Origin of the sequence: Haloplanus sp. GDY1 (assembly GCF_023703775.1) — an archaeon.
Taxonomy (GTDB): domain Archaea; phylum Halobacteriota; class Halobacteria; order Halobacteriales; family Haloferacaceae; genus Haloplanus; species Haloplanus halophilus.
In genome coordinates this window covers 77,892-99,759 of record NZ_CP098514.1, presented here as the reverse complement: position 1 = coordinate 99,759, position 21,868 = coordinate 77,892, and the positions used below count along the sequence as shown (strand labels likewise).

At 71.1% G+C, this 21,868-nt stretch carries 19 protein-coding genes and 1 pseudogene; 11 read left to right on the top strand and 9 right to left on the bottom strand.

What is annotated here, in order from left to right; translation table 11 throughout:
- Positions 1-55: 55 nt before the first annotated feature.
- A complete protein-coding gene (locus NBT67_RS00535; RefSeq protein ID WP_251342872.1) occupies positions 56-2,446 on the top strand; it encodes an ATP-dependent DNA helicase in 2,391 nt (796 codons plus the stop codon).
- On the opposite strand, the pseudogene NBT67_RS00530 reads toward NBT67_RS00535, so the two are convergent.
- The 4 genes and pseudogenes from NBT67_RS00530 to NBT67_RS00515 all read right to left on the bottom strand — a co-directional run bounded on the left by NBT67_RS00530 (position 2,429) and on the right by NBT67_RS00515 (position 7,320).
- Positions 2,429-3,724 (bottom strand): annotated as a pseudogene (locus NBT67_RS00530) (RNA-guided endonuclease InsQ/TnpB family protein). The gene NBT67_RS00535 and the pseudogene NBT67_RS00530 overlap by 18 nt on opposite strands.
- A 183-nt stretch (positions 3,725-3,907) precedes the next feature.
- Positions 3,908-4,105 carry a DUF7576 family protein gene (locus tag NBT67_RS00525; RefSeq protein WP_251342871.1) on the bottom strand — a complete coding sequence of 66 codons (198 nt, stop codon included), beginning with the start codon at positions 4,103-4,105 and terminating at the stop codon, positions 3,908-3,910.
- 58 nt (positions 4,106-4,163) lie between these two features.
- Positions 4,164-5,516, bottom strand: a complete 1,353-nt coding sequence (locus NBT67_RS00520; protein WP_251342870.1) for a CRTAC1 family protein — start codon at positions 5,514-5,516, stop codon at positions 4,164-4,166.
- A gap of 85 nt (positions 5,517-5,601) precedes the next feature.
- Positions 5,602-7,320, bottom strand: coding sequence for a MutS-related protein (locus NBT67_RS00515; protein ID WP_251342869.1), 1,719 nt, complete (start codon positions 7,318-7,320; stop codon positions 5,602-5,604).
- A gap of 142 nt (positions 7,321-7,462) precedes the next feature.
- Here NBT67_RS00515 and NBT67_RS00510 point away from each other — a divergent pair, with 142 nt between their 5' ends.
- The 6 genes from NBT67_RS00510 to NBT67_RS00485 all read left to right on the top strand — a co-directional run bounded on the left by NBT67_RS00510 (position 7,463) and on the right by NBT67_RS00485 (position 15,250).
- Positions 7,463-8,224, top strand: a complete 762-nt coding sequence (locus tag NBT67_RS00510; RefSeq protein WP_251342868.1) for a hypothetical protein — start codon at positions 7,463-7,465, stop codon at positions 8,222-8,224.
- 55 nt (positions 8,225-8,279) lie between these two features.
- A complete protein-coding gene (gene rqcH, locus NBT67_RS00505; protein WP_251342867.1) occupies positions 8,280-10,376 on the top strand; it encodes a ribosome rescue protein RqcH in 2,097 nt (698 codons plus the stop codon).
- A gap of 43 nt (positions 10,377-10,419) precedes the next feature.
- Positions 10,420-13,110 carry an outer membrane protein assembly factor BamB family protein gene (locus tag NBT67_RS00500; protein WP_251342866.1) on the top strand — a complete coding sequence of 897 codons (2,691 nt, stop codon included), beginning with the start codon at positions 10,420-10,422 and terminating at the stop codon, positions 13,108-13,110.
- 117 nt (positions 13,111-13,227) lie between these two features.
- Positions 13,228-13,932 carry a DUF4013 domain-containing protein gene (locus tag NBT67_RS00495; RefSeq protein ID WP_251342865.1) on the top strand — a complete coding sequence of 235 codons (705 nt, stop codon included), beginning with the start codon at positions 13,228-13,230 and terminating at the stop codon, positions 13,930-13,932.
- Positions 13,933-14,009: 77 nt separating this feature from the next.
- The gene (locus tag NBT67_RS00490) at positions 14,010-15,077 is read left to right on the top strand and encodes an mRNA surveillance protein pelota (RefSeq protein ID WP_251342864.1); all 1,068 of its coding nucleotides are present in this window, start codon (positions 14,010-14,012) and stop codon (positions 15,075-15,077) included.
- Entirely contained in the window at positions 15,077-15,250 is a 174-nt protein-coding gene (locus tag NBT67_RS00485; protein ID WP_251342863.1) for a hypothetical protein, read from the top strand. Before NBT67_RS00490 ends, NBT67_RS00485 begins: the two co-directional genes overlap by 1 nt.
- On the opposite strand, the gene NBT67_RS00480 is transcribed toward NBT67_RS00485, so the two are convergent.
- Both NBT67_RS00480 and NBT67_RS00475 read right to left on the bottom strand, forming a co-directional pair.
- Positions 15,251-16,252, bottom strand: coding sequence for an ornithine cyclodeaminase family protein (locus tag NBT67_RS00480; RefSeq protein WP_251342862.1), 1,002 nt, complete (start codon positions 16,250-16,252; stop codon positions 15,251-15,253).
- A gap of 144 nt (positions 16,253-16,396) precedes the next feature.
- On the bottom strand, positions 16,397-16,624 hold the full coding sequence (locus tag NBT67_RS00475; protein WP_425498927.1) for a DUF8015 family protein: 228 nt from the start codon (positions 16,622-16,624) through the stop codon (positions 16,397-16,399).
- A 234-nt stretch (positions 16,625-16,858) separates the two neighbouring features.
- Between NBT67_RS00475 and NBT67_RS00470 the strand changes: the two genes are divergently transcribed.
- On the top strand, positions 16,859-18,106 hold the full coding sequence (locus NBT67_RS00470; protein ID WP_251344397.1) for an MFS transporter: 1,248 nt from the start codon (positions 16,859-16,861) through the stop codon (positions 18,104-18,106).
- 16 nt (positions 18,107-18,122) lie between these two features.
- Here the strand turns inward: NBT67_RS00470 and NBT67_RS00465 are convergent, their stop codons facing one another.
- Positions 18,123-18,542 carry a DUF3054 domain-containing protein gene (locus tag NBT67_RS00465; RefSeq protein WP_251342860.1) on the bottom strand — a complete coding sequence of 140 codons (420 nt, stop codon included), beginning with the start codon at positions 18,540-18,542 and terminating at the stop codon, positions 18,123-18,125.
- 21 nt (positions 18,543-18,563) lie between these two features.
- Positions 18,564-19,256, bottom strand: a complete 693-nt coding sequence (locus tag NBT67_RS00460; RefSeq protein WP_251342859.1) for a class I SAM-dependent methyltransferase — start codon at positions 19,254-19,256, stop codon at positions 18,564-18,566.
- Positions 19,257-19,313: 57 nt separating this feature from the next.
- On the opposite strand from NBT67_RS00460, the gene NBT67_RS00455 reads away from it, so the two are divergent.
- The 3 genes from NBT67_RS00455 to NBT67_RS00445 all read left to right on the top strand — a co-directional run bounded on the left by NBT67_RS00455 (position 19,314) and on the right by NBT67_RS00445 (position 20,797).
- On the top strand, positions 19,314-19,976 hold the full coding sequence (locus NBT67_RS00455) for a GNAT family N-acetyltransferase (RefSeq protein WP_251342858.1): 663 nt from the start codon (positions 19,314-19,316) through the stop codon (positions 19,974-19,976).
- 137 nt (positions 19,977-20,113) lie between these two features.
- Positions 20,114-20,314 carry a dodecin gene (locus NBT67_RS00450; RefSeq protein ID WP_251342857.1) on the top strand — a complete coding sequence of 67 codons (201 nt, stop codon included), beginning with the start codon at positions 20,114-20,116 and terminating at the stop codon, positions 20,312-20,314.
- 81 nt (positions 20,315-20,395) lie between these two features.
- The gene (locus tag NBT67_RS00445; RefSeq protein ID WP_251342856.1) at positions 20,396-20,797 is read left to right on the top strand and encodes a universal stress protein; all 402 of its coding nucleotides are present in this window, start codon (positions 20,396-20,398) and stop codon (positions 20,795-20,797) included.
- A 3-nt stretch (positions 20,798-20,800) separates the two neighbouring features.
- Here the strand turns inward: NBT67_RS00445 and NBT67_RS00440 are convergent, their stop codons facing one another.
- A complete protein-coding gene (locus tag NBT67_RS00440; RefSeq protein WP_251342855.1) occupies positions 20,801-21,850 on the bottom strand; it encodes a mechanosensitive ion channel family protein in 1,050 nt (349 codons plus the stop codon).
- Positions 21,851-21,868 lie beyond the last annotated feature (18 nt).

The window sequence follows — 21,868 nt, the reverse complement described above, 5'->3', positions numbered from 1 at the left end:
CCGACGACGCGGAGCCGAGCTTTTTATCCGGGGACGTCGCCAGCCTGTGAGTAGCATGGGCGACACGTGGCGGACGGTGTTCGGCCACGAGGAGCCGTACCCCGAGCAGGCCGACGGCATCGAGACGGCCATCGAGACGGCCGACCGGGGCGGGTTCGCCGTGATCGAAGGTGCCTGCGGGACGGGCAAGACGATGCTCGCCCTGACCGCCGGGATCGACCGGGTGCGCGACCCCGACTCGTCGTTCGAGCGGGTGGCCGTCCTCACGAGCGTCAAACAGCAGCTCCGCCAGTTCGAGGCGGACGTGACGACGATAAACGAGAACCTGCCGGCGGACTGGCGGCCCGTCTCGGCGCTGACGCTGGTGGGCAAGGCGGACGTCTGCCCGTACAGCCGGGAGCGCGTCGCCGGCGTGGACGAGACGACGGTCTACGAGCGGTGTGACGGGCTCCGCGAGCGGACCCGCAACCTGACGGGACAGGAGGGACCGACGACGGCCGCGGCGCTGGCTTCCGACGCCCGGCAAACGGGGGCCGGCCACCTCGACACCGGGAGCGGGAGGACGGTCGACTTCCTCGAAACCGCCGGCGAGCCGACGCCCTACCCGCCCGACACCGCCGAGTACGAGGACACGGAGTACTGCCCCTTCTACGCGCGGTATCTGGAGGACCTGCCGGAGGACGGCGACCCCGTCGAGGCCGTCCCCTTCGACTTCGCGGACCGGGGGCTGCTCGACACGGAGGACCTGGTCGCCCTGTCGGCGGGTCACGGCACCTGCCCCCACTCGATGCTCGGGGCGCTCATTCCCCACGTCGAGGTGGTCATCGGCAACTACTACCACGCCTTCGACCCGCAGACGGTCGGCTCCTTCACCGGCGCGCTCCTCGACGAGTCGACCTTCGTCGTCTGCGACGAGGCGCACATGCTCGAACCGCGTGTGCGCGACCTGGTGAGCGACGGGGTGGGCGACGCCACCCTCCGCGACGCGGAGTCGGAACTGACGCGGGTGATCCAGGCGGTGGAACTCGACGAGGGGGGAGCGGGTGCAGCGGCCCGGACGGGGTCGGCCGGCGACGCCCGGGACGCCGACCTGGTTCGCGGCGAACTGGAGGAGGCGGACGTGAGCCTCGCGGAACTGAAGGCGACGCGGTCGTTCGTCCGGGACCTGCGCGGAGAACTCGACCGACAGGTTCGAGCCCACCTCGACCGCGAGCGACCGGGCTGGCGGGCGTCGATGGACGACCTACCGGACGACGAGATCCCGCTTCGGGACCCGGAGGAGCCGGGGGTCGACGCCATCACGGAGTGGGCCGACGGGGAGTACGGCGACGACGTGTGGGCCCGCGCCGAGACGGTCGGCGCCGTCGCCGCGCGCGCCCTGAACGAACTGGACGAGGCCGACCGGGAGCGCGCGGCGCCGACGGTCGGCCGCGTCCTCGGGGCGTGGTACCGCGCGGACCACACCCGCTACTTCCGCTCGGTCGACCTCTCGCGGACGTGGAACGAGTCGGAACCGGGGGACTCGTGGCGGCGGGCCTACAACGCGCGTCTCTCCCTGCACAACTGCGTCCCCGGCGAGGCCATCGCCGACCGCCTCGACGACTTCGGCGGCGGCGTGTTGATGTCGGCGACGCTCGAACCGCTCGACGTGTTCCGGACGGTGACGGGCCTCGACGCCCTCGCCGAGGACGGCCGGCCGGTCGTCGAGCGGACCTACGGCCTCACCTTCCCGGAGTCGAACCGCGCGAGTTTCGCAGTGGACGCGCCGGCCTACACCCACGAGAACCGGGGCGCGGTGGGGGCGGACACCGACGCCCGGCGGGTGTACGTCGACGCCGTCGCCGAGGTGGCCCGCCGGGACGGGAACGTCCTCGTCGGGATGCCGAACTACGCCGAGGCGGAGTGGATGGCCGGCCGCCTCGACGAGCGCCTCGACTCCCCGGTCCTGCTGGACGAGTCGAGCGACGACGGCGCGACCGAGCGGCTGAAATCCGACTTCTTCGCCGGCGGGTCGAAGACGCTCGTGACCAGCCTCCGGGGGACGCTGACCGAGGGGGTGGACTACCGCGGCGACCGCCTGCACGCGGCGGTGGTGTGTGGCGTCCCGCTGGTCGACACGACGCGCCCGCGGACGCGAGCGGTCGTGACGGCCTACGACCGGGCGTTCGGCACGGACGGGAACGGCGGCCGGAGCGGCTTCGAGACGGCGCTGACGGTGCCCGCGGTCCGGAAGGCCAGACAGGCCATCGGTCGGGTCATCCGCGGCCCCGAGGAGCGGGGCGTCAGGGTACTGATCGACGCGCGCTACGCCCGGGACCGCTGGAACGGCGTCCGGGAGTACTTCCCCGAGTGGGAGCGCGAGGAGTTCGGGCCGGTGAGCCCGGATATGCTGTCGCTGGGGCTGGATCGGTTCGAGGAGAGCGGCGGGTCAGTTACCCACGACTGAAGTCGTGGGCTTGTCAGTGGACTCCCCTTCTGCCGACGCAAGGTCGGAGGCGTGGAAATCGCCGTTCAGGTTCAGCGTCCCTGACGGTAGCGCACACTGACAGGGTGCGCCTCCACTCGAAGACTTCTGCCCCGGGTGGAGACGTTTGAGAAGTTTGCGCGCAATATTCTTGCTCGCGTTATAATCCGCGTTCAGTTCGTACTCACACTTCTGACAGACGAACTGGGATTTCGACCGCCGATTGCTCTCGTGCGTAAATCCGCACGACGAACACCGCTGGCTCGTGTATGCGGGACTCACCTGCTCCACCTCGATGCTGTCCATCTCGGCTTTGTACTCGACGTACTGGTAGAGGCGTCGGAATGCCCATGCGTGGAATCGCTTCGCACCAGCCATCCGGTCGCGAATATCGGTCAGGTTCTCGAACGCGACGTGTGTACACCCATGGTCGCGGGCTTCGTCGAGAATCCGGTTCGATGCGCGGTGGAGTTCGTCCTGCATCCAGCGGTGTTCGCGGTCGTCCATCGACTGAATCGATAAGTGGGCCGACCGCGTTCCCGCCTGTTGCATCGAGCTGCGCGTCTTCTCGAACTCTCGGCGCCGATGATTCATCTAGTCGGCGTTCCCGATGAACGCACCTGTGGAAGTCACGGCGAGCGAGCCGTCCACGTTCAGGTCAACGCCAAGGACTGTTTGGTGCTTGGCGTTGGATGACGCAGTAGCGGACTGCTCTTGGTCGTTGCTTCCAGTTCGGCGCATTCGTGCGTGGAGGTAGAACGACTCCGTTGAGGGGTCGTACTGCAACGTGGACATACGGAACTCGTAGTCCTCGTTCAGCACATACTTGCCAATCGGTGTCTCCTCTGGTTCGGCGGGAAGCACGTAGTCACACTCGACGCGACCAGTCACCGTAGACAGCGAAACGTGGTCGCGGTGGAACGTCGCTGACCGCTTGTCGTAGACGACGCTCCACGCATCGAAGTGTGGTTGACTCGTCTTCTCGTCCTTCTTGAGTCGAGCGACACCGCTTTTCGTGGCCTCGATAGCACGTCGAATCCCCTTCTGGACGAGGTTTGCAGTCAACTCCGTTTCGTCTCGGAGTTGGTCGTAGAGGGCGTTCTCGGCTTTCTGTTTCGAGGTTACGCTGTCGTCGTTTGGATATCTCCACGCCCACTCTGCGGTCGTGTTCGCACAGTGGAGGAACTGGGTTTTGGTTTGATGGAGGTCGTCGCACCGCTCGTCTAGAACGTCGAGTTTGACTTTGACGGTGCGAATCATGCCCCCATCCCTATTTCACATCTCGGGCTTATTTTTTATGAATTCTATGGCTGGCGTGGGGAAGTCGGGCTGCTATCGCTCGTGGGTTGATGCAAGCCTTGTTGGATTCCTCCCACGGCTAAAGCCGTGGGCTTCCTCCTTGCCCCCTGTGAACCGGCCCCACACCGACCGGACGGCCGCCGATCAGCGACTCGGTCGCCGGCCGCTCCAGGCCTCGCGGCACTCGTCGTCGCAGAAGTGGAGGTGTTCGACGGCCCCCTCGTCGACCCACGAGACGACGCGGTGGTTCGGCTCCTGTACGATCTTCTTCCCGCAGGTGTGACAGGTGGGTGCGGTGCTCTCGTCGACGTCCTCGCCGATGTCGGATGTGGGGTCGATCATGTTTCCAGTCAGTAGCGGGGACCTCTCCTTAAATCCCGCTACCTCGACCGGCGGGCGGTCAGCCGCCGGGGTGGGTCGGGCGGAGCGTCGCACACGCGGGCGGGTCGGTGATCGTCCGCTCGCGGCCGTCGGGCCAGCGGACGGCGACCTCGTGGGGGGTCGACGATCCGAGGCCGAAGTGGGCGACCGGTTCCATCTGGCAGAGGTAGCCGCTGCCGGCGTCGACGATGCGGACCTGCCGCCCGGCGTCGGTGCGGAGGGTCACGCGCGCGCCGCGAGCGGGGGCGCCGGCTGGCGTGAGCGGCCGCACGCGGAGCCAGTCGCCGTCGTTCGGTGCGCGATAGAGCGAGAGCGACTGCGGTTCGGCCTCGCCGTGGACGACGAGGAGTTCCAGCGTGCCGTCGCCGTCGAGGTCGGCTACCGCGGCGCCGGTGCCCATCCCCTCGGGTTCTGAGGCGTCGCCGATCCCGGTCTGTGTCCACCCGTCGTCGTACGTGAGCAGGCGGTTGGGCGCGCCGAGGCAGTTGACGAACAGATCCAGGCGGCCGTCGTTGTCGAAGTCGGCGGCGACGACGGTGCGGACCCGCGCCGGGCGGGCGAGGTCGGCCGGCGCCGCGTCGCGGAAGGCGTCGCCCTCGCGGGCGAACAGCCGGTTCGCGCCGTTCCAGTTGCCACAGACGATATCGGGCGACGTCGCCCCGTCCGGCGCCACGAGCGCCGCACCGCGGGCGTTCTCCTCCGAGTCGGCGACGCCGTACTCCCGGGCCACGTCGACGTACTTCCCGCCGACGTTCCGGAGCAGGAGGTTCGGCCCGCGCTCGGCGCCGACGAACAGGTCCGTTCGCTCGGAGATGATGGGACCGGCGGCGACCGACCGGCCGCCGGTGACCACGTCGAGGCCGACCGCGTCGGCGAGGTCGGTGATGCCGCCGTCGTCGCCCACCTCGTAGAACCGGGCGGGGGCGCCGTAGCCGGTGACGAACAGGCCGTACCGGCCGGTGCCGAGGCGGTCGACGGCGGCGACCGAGCGGCCGACGCGGTAGTTCTCCCGCCCCCGGTTCACCGGGTCGGCAAAGAGGTCCCGCCACCGGGCCCGGTCGCACTCCGGGTCGAGGAGGAGGTCGGCCTCCGCCGAGGTGCCGCCGAAGGCGGCGACGTTGTGGACGTACACCTCCTCGCGGCCGTCGGCGTCGAGGTCGGCCGCGGCGACGCCGATGGCGTGGCGCCCGTCGTCGGCGAGGACGCCACAGGCCGTGTCGACGACGGCGTCGCCCTCGAACCGGAGGACGCGGTTGGCGTTGCCGAAGCCGGCGACGAAGACGAGCGGACCGTCGGGGCCGGGCGTGACGGCCGCGCCGTACCCTCGAAACGGGGGATTGTCGGCGAGCAGGCCCGAGCGGTCCTCGAACATATCTCCCCCAGACGACGCGGGGTTAAGAGTCGCACGCTCCGACGGGCCACGACGGCCCTGCATACTGGGGGTCCCGACCGGGCCGTCACTCCTCCCACGCGTCGGCGAGGGTGCGCTGGACCGCCTCCTCGCCGACGGCGGCCGCGAGGTGTTCGAACCCGCCGCGCTCGGCCCGGTCGCTCGCGTTGGCGACGAGCCGCGAGACGATGAACTCCGGCGTGGACTTGCCGACGGTGCCGAAGCGGGGCTGGTAGTCCACCCGCAGGTCCAGGTCGGGCGTGAGTCCCTCGGCGAAGATGCCGTCGACGCGCGCGGCGTCGGGGAGCGGGCTCAGGTCGTCCGCGAGGTGAGTGACGTAGACCCCGAGGGCGCCCCGGTCGACGGTGAGGTCGACCAGCCCGTTCAACAGGTCGGCGGCCCGGCCGGGCTCCGTGATCGCCTCGAACTCGTCGACGAGCATGAGCGTCCGCCCGTCGTCGGTCAGGGGCGGGACGATGGACTTCAGCGTCGACTCCAGCACGCCGGCGTTGAAGCTGGCGTGCCGGCGGTGGAAGACGACGGCGTCGAAGGAGCCGACGGCGGCGCGGTCGGCCGGGACGGGCAGCCCCATCGCCGCGAGCAGGGCGATCGTACAGCAGGTCTCCAAAAGCGTCGTCTTCCCGCCGCTGTTGGCCCCGGTCAGGACCGCCACGCGGTCGCCCGTCGGCGGCGACAGGTCGTGGTCGCCGACGGCGTAGGTGACGGGCTCCGGATCGGACAGGAAGAGGCTGCGCGCCCCCTCGACGGCGAGGCAGTCGCCGCCCAGGGTCGGCCGGACGAGGCCGTGTGCCTCCGCGAAGCGGGCCAGCGAGAGGTCGAACGCCACGTCGTCGACGGCGGCGAGCACCCGGTCGACGTCCTCGCGGGCGTCGGCCACCGAGGCACGGAGGTCGTCCTCCACCTCGCGTTCCCGCTCGGCCGCCCGGCGCTCCAGGTCGTCGACGAGCGCCCGGAGCGCCGTGCTCACGAAGTCGGCGGCGTCGTGGGCCTCCGCGGGCGCGGCCTCCTCGATGGCCGACCGCGAGAGCCGCGTCTCGCGGTCCACGTAGTCGGCGAAGGCCCCCCGGAAGTCAGCCAGATCGCGCACCCCGGTCTCGCGGACCCGCTCCAGGACGTCGAACGCGGAGTTCTCCAGGTCGCGGGCGTCGGCGAGGCGGGCCCGCAGGTCGTCGAGGCGGTCGTCCGCCCCCTCGGCGACCCCCTCGGCGGTGACGTACTCCAGTGCCTCGGCCGCCTCGCGGAGGGCCTCGGGATCCACGTCGCCGAGAGCGTCGAAGGCCGCCCCGCCGAGGCCCGCCTCCCGGAGCGCGAGGGCGGCGTCGACGGCGGCGCGCTCGGAGCCCTCGGCGGCGTCGTACGCCTCGAACGCGTCGATCACGGCCGCCCGCCCCGCGTCGTCGAGGGCGGTCCAGGCCTCCCGGGCGGCGTCGACGTCGTCGAGGCGGTCCTCGACGGCCGCCCGGGAGGAGAGCGGCGTCAGCACACGGATGCGGTCGGCCGCGTGCCGGGTGAGGGCGTACTCGCTCGCGAGTTCGAGCAGGTCGTCGTACACCTGTCTCGTGTCCCGGGTGGCGAGGGCGTCCATCCCGGCCTCGTCGTTCGCCCGGCGGAGGATGCGCGTCGCCCGGCCGCGCGTGATCCCCGCGTCGGTCAGCGCGCGCACGTCCGCCGACTCGATGGCCTCGACGGCCGCCGCCTCACCCAGTTCCTCGCGGAGGCGCTCGCTCGTCTTCGGGCCGACGCCCCAGTAGTCCTCCAGTCGCATACCGAATGGACTCGGGCGGAGGGGTTATAGTAGCCGGCGTCGAGCGCCGGCCCTGCACACGCATGCAGCGGATTGACCCGTCCCGAGCCGTGAGTGCCCGCCGATGCGCCCTCCGACAGGACGCCCCGCCGACGACTGACCCATGTTCGGGGATCGAACCGGACCGCGAGCGGCGGCGCTGGCGGTCGTGATCGTCGTATCGACGGTCGCCGGACCGGTCGCCGGTGCGGCGACGGCGAGCGGAATCGACGGCGAACACGTGGACGACGGCGGCAGCGAGGACATCATCGTCGCCGAGACGACCGTGACCGAGGCGTTCCGCGACGCCGACGTGCGGGCGGTGACGGTCGTGTTCGACGAACCGACGACCGGCGCCATCGCCATGGAACCGGTCGACAGCCTCCCCGCGGACGTGTCCGCACCCGAGGGGGAACTGCTCGCGACCGTCCGGATCGGCGTGCCGGACCTGGCCGACGGCCGGGATCCGCGCGTGAAGATCACCCTGCCGCGGACGGAGTTCACGGCGAACGACGCGCCGGCCGAAACCGTCAGGATCGTCCGCCTGAGTAGCACCAGCCCGGCGGACCGGCTCGAAACGTCGGTCGCGAGCGGCGACGGGGAGACGGTGACGGTGGCCGCCGAGACCCACGGCTTCTCCCTGTTCGCGGTGGTCCATCCGGAGACGACGGCCACCGCGACGCCGACAGCCACCCCCGAACCGACGGCCACGGGAACGCCGACGCCGACCGCCACCGCGACGCCGACCGCCACCCCCGAACCGACGGCCACGGGAACGCCGACGGCCGAGCAGACGGCCGGTGACGGCGCCGGCTTCGGTCCGACCGCGACGCTCGCCGCCCTCGTCGTCGCCGGCCTGGCGGCGCTGGGCCGGCGCCGCGGCTGAGCCGCCCCGCCCGCACAACGACACGCCTTTTCGGCCCCGCCCGGTAAGGCGGGGTATGGACGCGAAGCGGGAACTGACCAGCGTCGACCTCGCCGCCCTCGTCACCGAACTCGGCCGGTACGAGGGGGCGAAGGTCGACAAGGTCTACCTCTACGACGACGACCTCCTGCGGTTCCGGATGCGCGATTTCGACCGCGGCCGCGTCGAACTGCTGATCGAGGTGGGCGACGTGAAACGCGCCCACGTCGCCGACCCCGAACACGTCGCGGACGCGCCGGGGCGACCGCCCAACTTCGCGATGATGCTCCGGAACCGCCTGAGCGGTGCCGACTTCGCCGGCGTCGAGCAGTACGAGTTCGACCGCATCCTCGTCTTCGAGTTCGAGCGCGACGACGAGAACACCACCGTCGTCGCCGAACTGTTCGGGCAGGGCAACGTCGCCGTCCTCGACGAGAGCGGCGAGGTGGTGCGGAGCTTGGAGACCGTGCGCCTGAAGTCGCGGACGGTCGCTCCCGGATCGCAGTACGGCTTCCCGGACTCGCGGGTCGACCCGCTGACCGTCGGCTACGACGGCTTCGTCCGGCAGATGCAGGAGTCGGACACGGACGTGGTGCGCACCCTCGCCACCCAGCTCAACTTCGGCGGCCTCTACGGCGAGGAGGTCTGTTCCCGCGCGGGCGTCGAGAAGACGCTCGACATCGCGGACGCGGGCGAGGCGGAGTACGAGGCGCTCTACGACGCCATCGGCCGCCTGGCCGACCGGCTCCGCGAGGGCGACTTCGACCCGCGGGTGTACCTCGAGGACGACCGGGTCGTCGACGCGACGCCGTTCCCCCTCGAGGAGCGGGCGAACCTGGAGGCCGAGGGCTTCGACTCGTTCAACGCCGCCCTGGACGACTACTTCCACCGCCTGGAGCGCGAGCCCGAGGAGGAGGCGACGGGGACCGAGCGCCCGGACTTCGAGGCCGAGATCGCCAAACAGCAGCGCATCATCGAGCAACAGGAGGGCGCAATCGAGGGGTTCGAGGAGCAGGCCGAGGCCGAGCGCGAGCGGGCGGAGGCGCTGTACGCCCACTACGACCTCGTGGACGAGATCATCTCGACGGTGCGGGCCGCACGCGAGGAGAGCGTCCCGTGGGAGGAGGTCGAGGAGACACTCGCGGAGGGCGCGGAGCGGGGAATTCCGGCCGCCGAGGCCGTCGTCGACGTGAACGCCGCCGAGGGCGAGGTGACGGTCGACCTCGACGGGACCGAGGTGCCGGTCGACCCCTCGATGGGCGTCGAGAAGAACGCCGACCGCCGGTATACGGAGGCAAAGCGGGTCGAAGAGAAAAAGGAGGGGGCCCTGGAGGCCATCGAGAACACCCGGGAGGAACTGGCAGCGGTCAAGCGGCGGCGCGAGGAGTGGGAGGCCGACGACGAGGACGACGAGGACGACGAAGACGACGAGGACCGCGACGTCGACTGGCTCTCGCGGTCGTCCATCCCGATCCGGAAGCCCGAACACTGGTACGAGGAGTTCCGGTGGTTCCACACGAGCGACGGCTTCCTCGTCATCGGCGGCCGGAACGCGGACCAGAACGAGGCGCTGGTGAAAAAGTACATGGACGGCAACGACCGCTTCTTCCACGCGCAGGCCCACGGCGGCCCGGTGACGCTCCTGAAGGCGACGGGGCCGAGCGAGAAGGCCCGCGAGGTGGACTTCCCCGACAGCAGTCTGGAGGAGGCCGCGCGGTTCGCCGTCTCCTACTCCTCGGTCTGGAAGGACGGCCGCTTCGCCGGCGACGCCTACGTGGTCGACCCCGAGCAGGTGTCGAAGACCCCCGAGAGCGGCGAGTACATCGAGAAGGGCGGGTTCGTCATCCGCGGCGACCGCACCTACTTCCGGGACGTGTCCGCGAGCGTCGCGGTGGGGATCCAGTGCGAATCCGAGACGCGGGTGATCGGCGGGCCGCCGTCGGCGATCGAACCGCGCGCGGAGACGTCGATCCGGCTGGAACCCGGGAAGTTCGCGCAGAACGACGCCGCCAAGCGGTGTTACCGGGAGTTCAAGGAGCGGTTCGCGGACCAGTCGTTCCTCCGGAAGGTGGCGAGCCCAGACAGGATTCAGGAGTTCCTGCCGCCCGGCGGGAGCAGCATCGTCGAGGAGTAGCGGAAAATCATTTAGTTCCCGCGCGCACCAGGGTAGCACATCGATGGGTGGGGCGTGGACGCGGCGGGAGGCGTTGCGGACGATGGGCGGGACGGCCGTCGGAGGAGCGATGGCGGCGGCGACCGGCGTCGCGAGCGGGCAGCGTGCCGACTCCTGGCCACAGTTCGGATACGGGGCGGCGAACACGGGATACGCGCCCGAGAACGCGGGACCGGTCGGCGGCGTGAGCGAGTCCTGGCGGGTCGAGCGGTCCGGCACCGTCACGTCGCTCGCCGTGGCGAACGACACCGTCTACGTCGCGACGTCGGACGGCCTGTACGCGCTCGACTCGCTCGGCGGGAGCGAGCGCTGGCAGGTCGGCACTGAGTCCGTCGTCCACAGCGCCGTGGCGGTGTCCGGCGACACCGTTCACTTCGCGAGCGACGAGACGGTGTACGCGCTGGACGCGAGCGACGGGAGCGAGCGCTGGCGAGTGTCGGTCGACGGCGGGATCTCGGCCGGCCCCGCGGTGACGGACGACACCCTCTACGTCTGTACGACCGACGTGTACGCGCTGGACGCGAGCGACGGGAGCGAGCGCTGGCGGTTCGACGCGAACGAGCGGATCCGCCGGACGCCGGCGGTCGCCGACGGCACCGTCTACGCGGGTGACGACGGCGGGACCCTCTACGCGCTCGACGCCGACGGCGGGAGCGAGCGGTGGCGCGTCACCGTCGACGGCGGCGTCGGGACGCCCGCGGTGGCGAGCGGCGTCGTCTACGCCGGCGGCTACGAGTCCCCCCTGTACGCGCTGGAGACGGCCGACGGGAGCGAGCGGTGGACCGCCGAGACGGATCGCGGGTACCCGTCGCCCTCGGTGGCCGACGGCACCGTCTACGTCGAGCGGAACGGTGGCGTGAGCGCGCTGAACGCGGCCGACGGGAGCGAGCGGTGGTCGTTCGGGATGGACGGGCTCACCGGGAAGCCCGCCGTGATCGACGACACCGTCTACGTCGGCGGGACCCAGGGCGTGTACGCCATCTACGCGAACGACGGGGACAGAAACTGGCGGTTCGGGCTGCCCGACTGGGCGCGCGCGCCGGTCGTCGCCGACGGGACGGTCTACGTCAACGACGCCGAAGACAGGGTCTACGCGCTCGAGGATGGACTCGACCGCGTCGGATCGGCGGGGGCCGACCTGCCGGTGCTCGGTCCGTCCGGGGAGCTGCTTCTCGAGCGGGTGTGGCCCGGCGTCGTGGCCAGCGTCTTCGTTCTGTGCGCCGGGGTACTCTGGTGGGGCCTCCGAGGCGGGGGCGACGTCGACGCGGACCGCCCCCGCGACGACGACCGACCCACGGCGCTCGAACGCATCCGCGACGACGACGGCGACGAAGGGGAGCCGGACGGCATCTCGTGGCCCGAGGAGGACATCGAACGCCTCCGGAACGACGCGGACGAGGGGGGCGGTGCCGGGACGGCGGGCGAGGCCGGCGAGGGAGCAGCCGAGATGGCCCCGGAGCCCGACCCCGCCGCCGACCTGATCGACGACGGCGACGGCCTCGAAGTCGAGGCGACGAACCTCGTCGCGGCCGGCGAGTACGACCGCGCGCTCTCGCTGGTGGACGACGCCCGGGCGGCGTACCGCGAGGCCCGGGAGGCGGCGAGCGGGAGCGACGCCGTGGACGCGGCGACGGTCGAGGAGCGGCTCGACCGGCTGGCGGGGACCGAACGGGAGATCTACGGGGCGCGATTCGCCGACGACCCCGGCTCGCTCCGGGAGGCGGTGGGCCGCGCGGAGGCGCTGGCCGACCGGGCGACAGAGGAGGGGTTCGACGACCGCCGCGAGGCGGCGGCACGCGACCGACGCCGGGGGGACCTGCCGGCCGAGGCCGGGCGTGCGGACCGCCCCGGACCACCCGAATCGATCCCGCGCGCCCCCGACGTGACCGTCGACTACGACGCGCTGACCGACGAGGAACCCATCGGCGCCGGCGGCAACGCCGACGTGACGCGGGCGACCCTACCCACCGCAGACGGCGAGGTGACGCTGGCGATCAAGCGCCCGCGGATGCAGGGGACGCTGCACACGGACGCAGTCGAGCGACTGCTGGAGGAGGCGGAGACGTGGGACAGACTCGGCGGCCACGACCACGTCGTGGGGGTCGTCGACTACGGCGCCGAACCGCTCCCCTGGATCGCCATGGAGTACATGGACGCGGGCGACCTGGGCGAGCGAGCGGGCGCCATGGAGTTCGAACAGGCGCGGTGGACCGCCGTCGCCCTCGCGAAGGGCGTCCGCCACGCCCACCGGCACGGTGTCGTCCACCTCGATCTGAAGCCGGCGAACGTCCTCTTTCGCTCCGTCGAGGGGGCGTGGGACGTCCCCAAGGTGGCCGACTGGGGGCTCTCGAAGCACCTGCTGGAGCACTCCAAGAGCGTCGAGGGGCTGTCGCCGGGGTACGCCGCGCCCGAGCAGTTCGACGAGGAGTACGGCGAGGCCGACGACGTCACGGACGTCTACCAGTTGGGCGCCGTGCTGTACGAGCTGTTCACCGGCGAACCGCCGTTCGAGGGCAAGCCGGCGAAGGCGATGCACCGCGTCCTGCACGAGGAGCCGACGCCGCCGAGCGCGGTGGCCGACGTGCCGGAGGCGCTGGACGACGTGCTCCTGACCGCGCTGTCGAAGGAGAAGGCCGACCGCTACGAGTCCGTCCTCTACCTCCGGGACGGGCTTCGAAACGTGCCGGCGGAGTGAGCCGACCACCCCGTCGACGCCGCGGGGAGCGAGCGACTGTCAGTCGGGGTATCTTTAATACCATCAGACGCGTTATATGTCCGAGCAACCGCGGATCGGTCCGTCCTGCTCGCCACCATGATCAACGAATCACTCACCTACCTGCGCACGAGCGACGACTGGGTAAAGACGGTCCTGATCGGCGGCCTCCTGACGTTCTTCGGGTTCCTGCTCGTTCCCGTCGTGTTCGTCGCGGGCTATCTCGTTCGCGTCCTGCGGGCGACGATGCACGGCGACGACGCGCCGCCACGGTTCGAGGACTGGGGTGACCTCGGGCGCGACGGCCTCTACGCCGTCGCCATCGCGTTCGTCTACGGGATCGTCCCCGGCCTGCTGATCGGCCTGACGGCCGCGTTCGCGGCGCTGATCGCCGGGCCGGGGCCCCGAAGCGGCCTGCTCGTCGGGGGCGTGACGCTGGTGGGCGGCCTGCTCGCCCTCGTCGTCGGCCTACTTGCGGCCTACGTCGTCCCCGCGGCGGTCGCCAACTACGCCGAGTCGGGGTCGGTCCGGGCCGGCTTCGCGGTCGGTGACCTGCGTCCCGTCCTCACCTCGGGGACCTACGCGACGGGGTGGCTGCTGGGCTTTGCCGTCCTCCTCGGCGCGGGGGTCGTCACCGGCCTCCTCAGCGTCGTGCCGCTGCTCGGGACGTTCGTCGGGGCGTTCGTGAGCTTCTACGCGGTCGTCGCGGCGTACTACATCGTCGGGCACGCCTGGGGCGACACTCGCGGGCTGACGGTCCACGACGACGACGGCGAGACGGGGGCGGAGCGGCCCGCCATCTGATCGGGACGGAGCGACTTTTTCGGCGGAGAACGAGGTCGAATGGCAAGGTATGTGGCCGTGGGCGGCGAGCGTTCGGTATGCGAATCCAGAGCCGTGGTCGCGGCGAGGAGGGACGGACCCGGCTGACGGTCGTCCCCGAGAACGTCGACGACCTCTGGCACCTGTCGTACGTCCTCGAACCCGGCGACGAGGTGGCGGGGGACACGAGCCGACGCATCCAGCGCGACGACGACCAGATGCGCGACACCGGCGGCGAGCGCGAACACATCCACGTCACGCTGGAGGTGGAGGACGTGGAGTTCGCGCGCTTCGCCAACCGCCTGCGCGTGGGCGGCGTCATCGTCGGCTGCTCCCGGGAGGACCAACTGGGACATCACCACACGCTGAACGTCGAGGAACACGACGAGCTGACGATCGAGAAACGTTTCAAGCCGGACCAGATGGAGCGCATCGAGGAGGCGGAGGCGGCGGCCGAGAACCCCGACGTCGCCATCGCGACGGTCGAGGAGGGGGAGGCACACGTCCACACCGTCGCCCAGTACGGCACCGAGGAGTACGCCTCGTTCACCCGGCCGACGGGCAAGGGGGAGTACGCCCGCCCCCGCTCGGAACTGTTCGCGGAACTGGGCGAGGCGCTCGACCACCTCGACCCCGACGCGATCATCCTCGCCGGACCCGGGTTCACGAAGGGCGACGCCCTGGATCACTTCGAGGAGGAGTTCCCCGAGGTGGCCGAGAAGACGTCCACCGTCGACACCTCGGGCGTGGGCGACCGGGGCGTCCACGAGGTGCTGAAGCGGGGGGCGGTCGAGGACGTCCAGGCCGAGACGCGCATCGCCCGCGAGGCCGAACTCATCGACGAGTTGACCGAGCGGATGGCGACGGGCGAGAAGGCGACCTACGGCCCGGAAGCGGTCGCCGAGGCCGCCGAGTACGGCGCCGTCGAGACGCTGTTGGTCCTCGACGACCGACTGCGCGAGGAGCGCGGGGGGCGCGGCGACTGGGACGTCGACGCCGACGAGGTCATCACGTCGGTGGAGCGCCAGGGCGGCGACGTCGTCGTCTTCTCCGGCGAGTTCGAACCGGGACAGCGACTGAAGAACCTCGGGGGAATCGCGGCGCTGTTGCGATACCGACTGGAGTGATGCGACGCTCCCGACTCGCCGGACAGGCGTTTCTCGGCCTCGCGAGCCTCCTGTTCGTCGGAAGCGCGGCGGCGGTCCTGCTGGGCGTCATCGGGGTCGACACCCTGTTCACGGTGGGCGTCGTCGCGCTGTGCTGTCTCGTCGGCGGCGGGATCCTCGCTCGGCCGCGCTGACTACTCCCGGCCGGTGAGCGCCTCGCTCGCGGGCGCGAAGGGGAGTTCCTGGCCCAGCCCCTCCTCGCGCGCCTTCTCGTAGAGCATCGCGGCGGCCGCCGTCGTCTCGATGCCCGTCCCGCCGCTGTCGAAGACGGTGATCTCCTCCTCGTCGGTGCGGCCCGGCGCCTCGCCGGCGACCACCTCGCCGAGTTCGGCGTGGCAGTGGTCCGCCTCGACGGCTCCGGACTCGACGGCGTGCATGTACGCCCCGGCGTCCCGGGTGAGTCGACCGCGGAGGTCGATCACGTAGGTCGACCGCGCGACCGTCCGGTCGTCGAGTTCGCGCTTCTCGGGGTGGTACTGGCCCATGGCGGTGACGTGCGTGCCGGGTTCGAGCAGGTCGCCGTCGAACACCGGTTCGGGGGAGTCGGTAGCGGTGACGACCACGTCGGCACCCTCGACGGCGGCGGCGCTGGAGGAGACGGCGGCCACGCTGGCGTCGAGGTAGCGGTCCATCTCGCCGGCGAAGGCCTCGCGGCTGGACTTGGTCGGCGAGTACACCCAGACGGTCTCGACGTCCCTGACGGTGTCGATCGCGCGCAACTGCCCGCGGGCCTGCGCGCCGGCGCCGAACACGGCGACCGCCGAGGCGTCCGGGCGGGCGAGGGCGTCGACGCCGACGGCGCCCGCGGCGCCGGTCTTGAACGGGTTCATGCTCGCGCCGTCGAGGAGGGCGAGGGGTTCGCCCGACTCGGCGTCGAACAGCGGCGTGACGAACCACGCGTCGCCCTCGCCGAACCCGGCACTGTACGTGTAGCCGCCCATCGCCCCGGTGTCGGGGAGGACGGCGGCGTAGGAGGTGAAGAGTCCGGGTGGCTCCTCGTTGTACAGCGCCGTCCGGGGTTCGGCGGGCGCGCCCGCGCCGCGCTGGCGGTATCCCTCGCGCACGGCGTCGACGTACTCCGCGGGGGTCGCCAGGCCGGCGACCGCCTCGCTCGAAAGGAACAACGCGTCGGTCATACCCTCCCCTGTGCGCGGCGGGCAGTTATACTATTGGCCGAGCGAGCGGGCGGCGACGAGGGACGCGAACGGACCTCCGTCCGTTTCGGGAGCAGACTCCACCTAAGCAGCAGCGGGCGGGGCGGTCGAACGACGTCGACGCAATCAGTCGGCGTTGACTGGACCGTGGTCCGACGCCGAGCGGACCGACCCGCTCTCCTCGGGTGCGACCGGACCGTTGACGAACATGGCGTGTCCCACGACGAGCGCGGCCGCGGCCGCACCGACCGACACCGCCGTCAGATAGCCGACGCCGACGGCGGCGAGGACTGCGGTGATGCCAACGAGGGTGACGGGAACGAGGCCGAGGACGTAGTCGTAGTATCCGGTCATAGGTACCATCCGTACGATACTATCGGAGCCGCTCACATAATTCTTTCCCGTAGGCACTGCGAATCCCAGTTGCAGCTTTTTCGAAACCATCTCATAAGTTTTCCATGATAGATGCGGACGTACTATCCACACCGACGATGATTATGTTCAGTCAGTCATCTAGTAGGAATTAAGTCGATCGGCGTCGTGTGAGCGACCGTGAACGGGAACGACCGGGCGATCGTGGGGCTGTCGATGGTGGCACACGGGCTGGTCCACACCTACGAGCTCTCCATCCCCATCTTCGTCTCCATCTGGCTCGCCGAGTTCGAGGTCATCGGCGTCGCCGGCGTGGAGTTCGGCGTCACGCAGGCGACGCTGGGGCTGATCGTCACCGCGGGGTACGGCCTGTTCGGCGTCGGCGCCCTCCCCGGCGGCGTCCTCGTGGACCGACTCGGGTCGCGACGGCTGATCGCCGCCTGTCTGTTCGGCATGGGCGGGTCGTTCCTCCTCCTCGGCGTCGCCCCGGACCTCGTCGTGGTGACGCTTGCCCTCCTGCTGTGGGGACTCGCGGCGAGCGTCTACCACCCCGCCGGCCTGACGCTCATCAGCAAGGGCGTCACGGAGCGGGGCACCGGCTTCGCCTACCACGGCGTGGCCGGCAACGTCGGCATCGGCCTCGGGCCGCTCCTCACGGCGCTGCTCCTCCTCGTCTTCGACTGGACGGCGGTGGCGGCGGTGCTCGCGGTGCCGGCCCTCGTCGCCGGCCTCTACGCGCTGCGCGCGGAGTTCGACGAGACGGCCGCCAGCGACGGGATGGGCACGGACGGTGGCGTCGACGCCCGCACGGAGGGCGGCGTCGACTCGCTCGCCGAGTTCGTCACCGAGTCGAGAAGGCTCTTCGCCGGCGCGTTCGTCGTCGTGTTCGTCGTCGTCATGGCCAACGGCCTGTACTACCGTGGGGTGTTGACGTTCCTCCCGAACCTGCTGGAGGGACTCCCCGGCTTCGATCCCGTGCCGCTCTCCGCGTTCGTGCCGGGCGTCGAGTCGGGGCGCACCCTCAACCCGGAGCGGTACTTCTACGCCGGCCTGTTGCTCGTCGGCATCGGCGGGCAGTATCTCGGCGGGAAACTCACCGATCGCTTCCCCCCCGAGTACGGCATCGCCGCCGTCTTCGCCCTGCTCGCGGTCCTCGCGCTCGCCTTCCTGCCGGTGGCGGCGCTCGGGTTCGGCCCCCTGCTCGTCTTCGGGGCGCTGTTCGGCGCCACGCTCTTCACCGCCCAACCGCTCTACCAGGCGACCGTCGCCGATTACACGCCCGCCGGCACCCGCGGCCTCTCCTACGGCTACACGTACCTCGGCTCGTTCGGCGTCGGGGCGCTCGGCGGCGCCGTCGCCGGCGCCGTTCTCACCTACGCGGACCCCGGGACCCTGTTCGTCGTCCTCGCGGGGTTCGCGGCCGTGGCGTCGACCCTCGCGGTCTACCTGATCCGGCGGGATTGAGCGCCGGGGGGTGTGTCTACCGCAGTTTGAAGAAGGCCGTCCGCCAGAGCGCCAGCCCCACGAGGCCGACGCCGAGGGAGACGGCGACGAACGTCAACTGGACGCCGCCGCGGACGAACGGCGTCGCCCGGATTCCCAGCGCGATGGCGTCCGCGACCAGCCACGACCGGAGCGCCAGCGGGACGGCCGCCTTCGACGACTCGGCGGCACCCGGGGCGTACGCGCCCAGAAGCGGCGCCGCGACGATCCACCCGATCAGGAAGGGGCCGACGGCACCCGCCAGATACCCGGGGTTCGCGGCGACGAACGCGAAGCCGTTGTGATGGACCGTACCCGCACTGAAGAGGACGGCGACGACGATCAGGTCGCCGACCGCGAGCGGCGTCGCACGGCCGTCGAGACGACGGTCGAAGAAAGCTGCGACTGCGTTGGCCATACCCGCGCTTTCGACTGGGGCCTAATGGCTCCCTCGCTTCTTCCCGACCACCGTGTACGCGAACCCCCGGTCGAGGACGGACGGGGTCAGTCCCGCCGCCGCCACGGCGCTCGCCGTCGCGTCGGGGCCGCGGAACGTCGAGTCGAAGCCGACGAGTCGCTCCGCCGCGACCAGCGCCCGCCCCCGGACCGTCCCGGGATCGAACTCCCGGATCACGAGGACCCCACCCGGTCGGAGGACCCGCGCCGCCTCCGAGAGCGCGGCCCCGGGGTCCGGGAGGTGATGCAGGGCGTCGAGGACGACGACGGCGTCGACGGCCTCGCCGTCTGCCCGAGGGGGCTCCGGTCCCTCGCTGTCGACGGCCTCGCCGTCTGCCCGATGGGACCCATCACCCTCGCTGTCGACGGCCTCGCCGCGGAGGGGGAGTCGCCCCGCGTCGGCCTGTACGGCCGCCGACCCGCGGCGGGCCGCCCGGCGGAGCATCGGTCGCGAGGCGTCGACGACCAGGGTCTCCGGAGCGCGCCACCCCGTCCCCGGTTCGCTCACGGCCCGCGCCGCCCGGCCGGTGCCGCCCGCCAGGTCCAGTACCCGCTCGACGGGGCGGTCGGCCCGCGCGAGTCCGGCCCAGAGCGGTTCGGGATCCGTCGCCGGCGCGAGTCGGTCGTAGAGGGTCGCGACGCGGTCGAAGAATCGGACGTCGCCGGAGCCGTGCATACCGGGGACTCGGCGGCCGAGCGCCAAAGGTTTCGGGGGCGCGGGCGAAGGGTACCCATGGAGTTCGCCTGCCTCGGGTGGCCGCCGAACGCCCCGACGCTCCGCCTCGACTACCGGCGGTTCGCCTACGCGGGCAAGTTCGTCCTCGGATCGACGGGCAAGGCGGTGGTCCGCGATGGTGTGGGGGACGAGGAGCCACGCTCCTCGGAAACCGACCGCGAGGAGCCACGCTCCTCGGAAACTGACCGCGAGTTCGACGACGGCGTCCTCGCGGCCGCGTCGTTCAGCGCCGACCGCACGGACCCCGACCGCCTCGTCGTCCGCTACGTGACCGTCCGGGACGACCGGCAGGGGGAGGGCCTCGGTGCCCGACTCCTCGCCTTCGTCGCCGGCCGCGCCGCCGCGCGTGGCTACGACCGGGTCCGCATCGCCGTCAACAACCCCGCCGCCTACCGGGCCGCCTACCGCGCCGGCTTCGCGTTCACCGGCGCGGAGACGGGGCTGGCCGAACTCGTCTGCGAGCGACCGGCGGCGCGGCCAGCGACGCGGGACGTGGGCCGATACCGCGACGGGCTACGACGGTATCGCGAACGCGACCTGGACGACGAGCTGGCGGCCCGCCTCGACGACTGGCTCGACGACCCGCCGGCGGTCGTGGATCCGCCACCGGGGGTCGACGCCGCGGGCGAGCGGGTCGCGCGCCGGGACCGGTCGGAGTAGAGCGACCCCGTTCGGAACGCGAGGGGCTCCGACGACGCCGGGAGGGTTCGGGGGATCGCCCGCGTCTCCGACCGCAACCCGCGGGACGGGCGTGGATTTAAGTCGTGCGTGGGTCAACGTATCGAGGGGTTCGAGCCATGGTTTTCAAGAAGATCACGCTGATCGGCCGGAGTTCGGACAGCTTCGACGACGCGGTCGACGACGCCATCGACCGCGCGGACGAGACGCTGAACAACGTCAAGTGGATCGAGGTCGACGAACTCGGGGTGGAGGTCGCGGCCGTGGAGAACCGCGAGTACCAGGCAGAGGTCGAGGTGGCGTTCGAACTCGAGAACTGACCGCGGTCGGGAGTCCCCGCGGGGGGCTCCCAACTGGCCGGATCGAATACATTGAAACCGCCCGGTCCACTCATTGGTTCCATGACGCTGGTGGTCGTCCCGGTCCGGTACCCGCTCAGCAGACACTCCCGGGCGACGCTCGCGGAGGCGATCCGGATCGCCGAGGACCGCGGCGCCGACCTCACGGTGTTGCACGTCGACCTCTACCAGGAGGGCCGGGAGGTGACGCGGACGGACCTGAAGCGCGCGGTCGAGGCGGAGTTCGGCCACGTCGACCGCGCCCGCTACGTGGTCCGCCGGGGATTCCTCGTCGAGGAGACCATCCTCGACGAGGTGGCCGCCGAGGACGCCGACGCCGTCGTCATCGGCTCGAAGCAGGTCGGCCGCTGGCGCCGCACCTTCGCCCGCTTTCTCGACGACCCGGACATCGATCAGTTCCTGCGGGAGAAACTCGACTGCGACGTGATCACCGTCAGCGCGTAGGGGTCACTCCGGCGGCGGTCCGTCGGGGTCCGCCTCCGCGTCGGCCGCCGGATCGGCGTCCGTCACGCCGCTGGCGGCCGCGTCGCCCTCCCGGCCGGTCGGGCCAGCCGTCCGCTGGGGGGCGGTTCCGGTGCCCTCCTCGACGGCGACCCGCGCCTGTCCGCTGTTCTCGTCGAACAGGAGGTGCTGGTGGGGGTAGGCGATCTCCACGTCCGCCTCGGTCAGGTTCTCCCAGATGCGCTCGCGGACCGTGGACTCCACCCGCGGGATCTTGTACGGCGTTCGCACCCAGAACCGGACGACGAGGCGGACGCCGCTGTCGGCGTAGGCGTCGATCAGGCAGGTCGGTTTCGCGGGGTAGCGCGCGCTCCCGATGCGGATGTCCGGGCCGCCCTCGATCACCCCCTCGCAGTCCCGTGCGGACTTCTCCATGATCCGCCGTGCCGCGTCGAGGTCGCCCTCGTAGGTCACGAGCAGGGGGATCGACAGTCGGGTTCGCTCGTCCTCGGCGGAGAAGTTGGTCACGTCGCGCTCGCGCATCGACGAGTTCGGGACGACGAGAAAGGTGTTGTCGAGGGTGAAGATCTTCGTGTAGCGGAGGGTGATGTCGTCGACGAACCCCCGGCGGCCGTCCTCGAGTTCGATCATGTCGCCGATCTCGTAGGGGTTGTCCGCGAGGACGAACACGCCGTTGATGATGCTGCCGACGATGGGGGCGAGGACGATACCGAGGACGGCGGAGAAGACGGTCACCGAGAGGACGATGTCGCCGATGCCGAGGCCGACGATGCTCCCCGCGACGAACGTCGCGGCGACGACGGTCGAGACGCGGAGCAGGCCGAGGACGGTCTGGGCGACGCTCTGGCGCTGGAACCGGCGAGCAACCGGTCGGCCGAGCAGCCGGACGAGGAACTTCGAGAGGACGACCCCCCCGAGGACGATCAGGACGGCGACGGCGACCCGGACGGAGGCGAAGCCCCACAGCCACCGGAGCCACTCCCACGTCCCGATCGGTGGTGTCGTCCCCGCCAGTCCGATCGCCCCGAGGTCCATGTCGGTCCCTCACCGGCG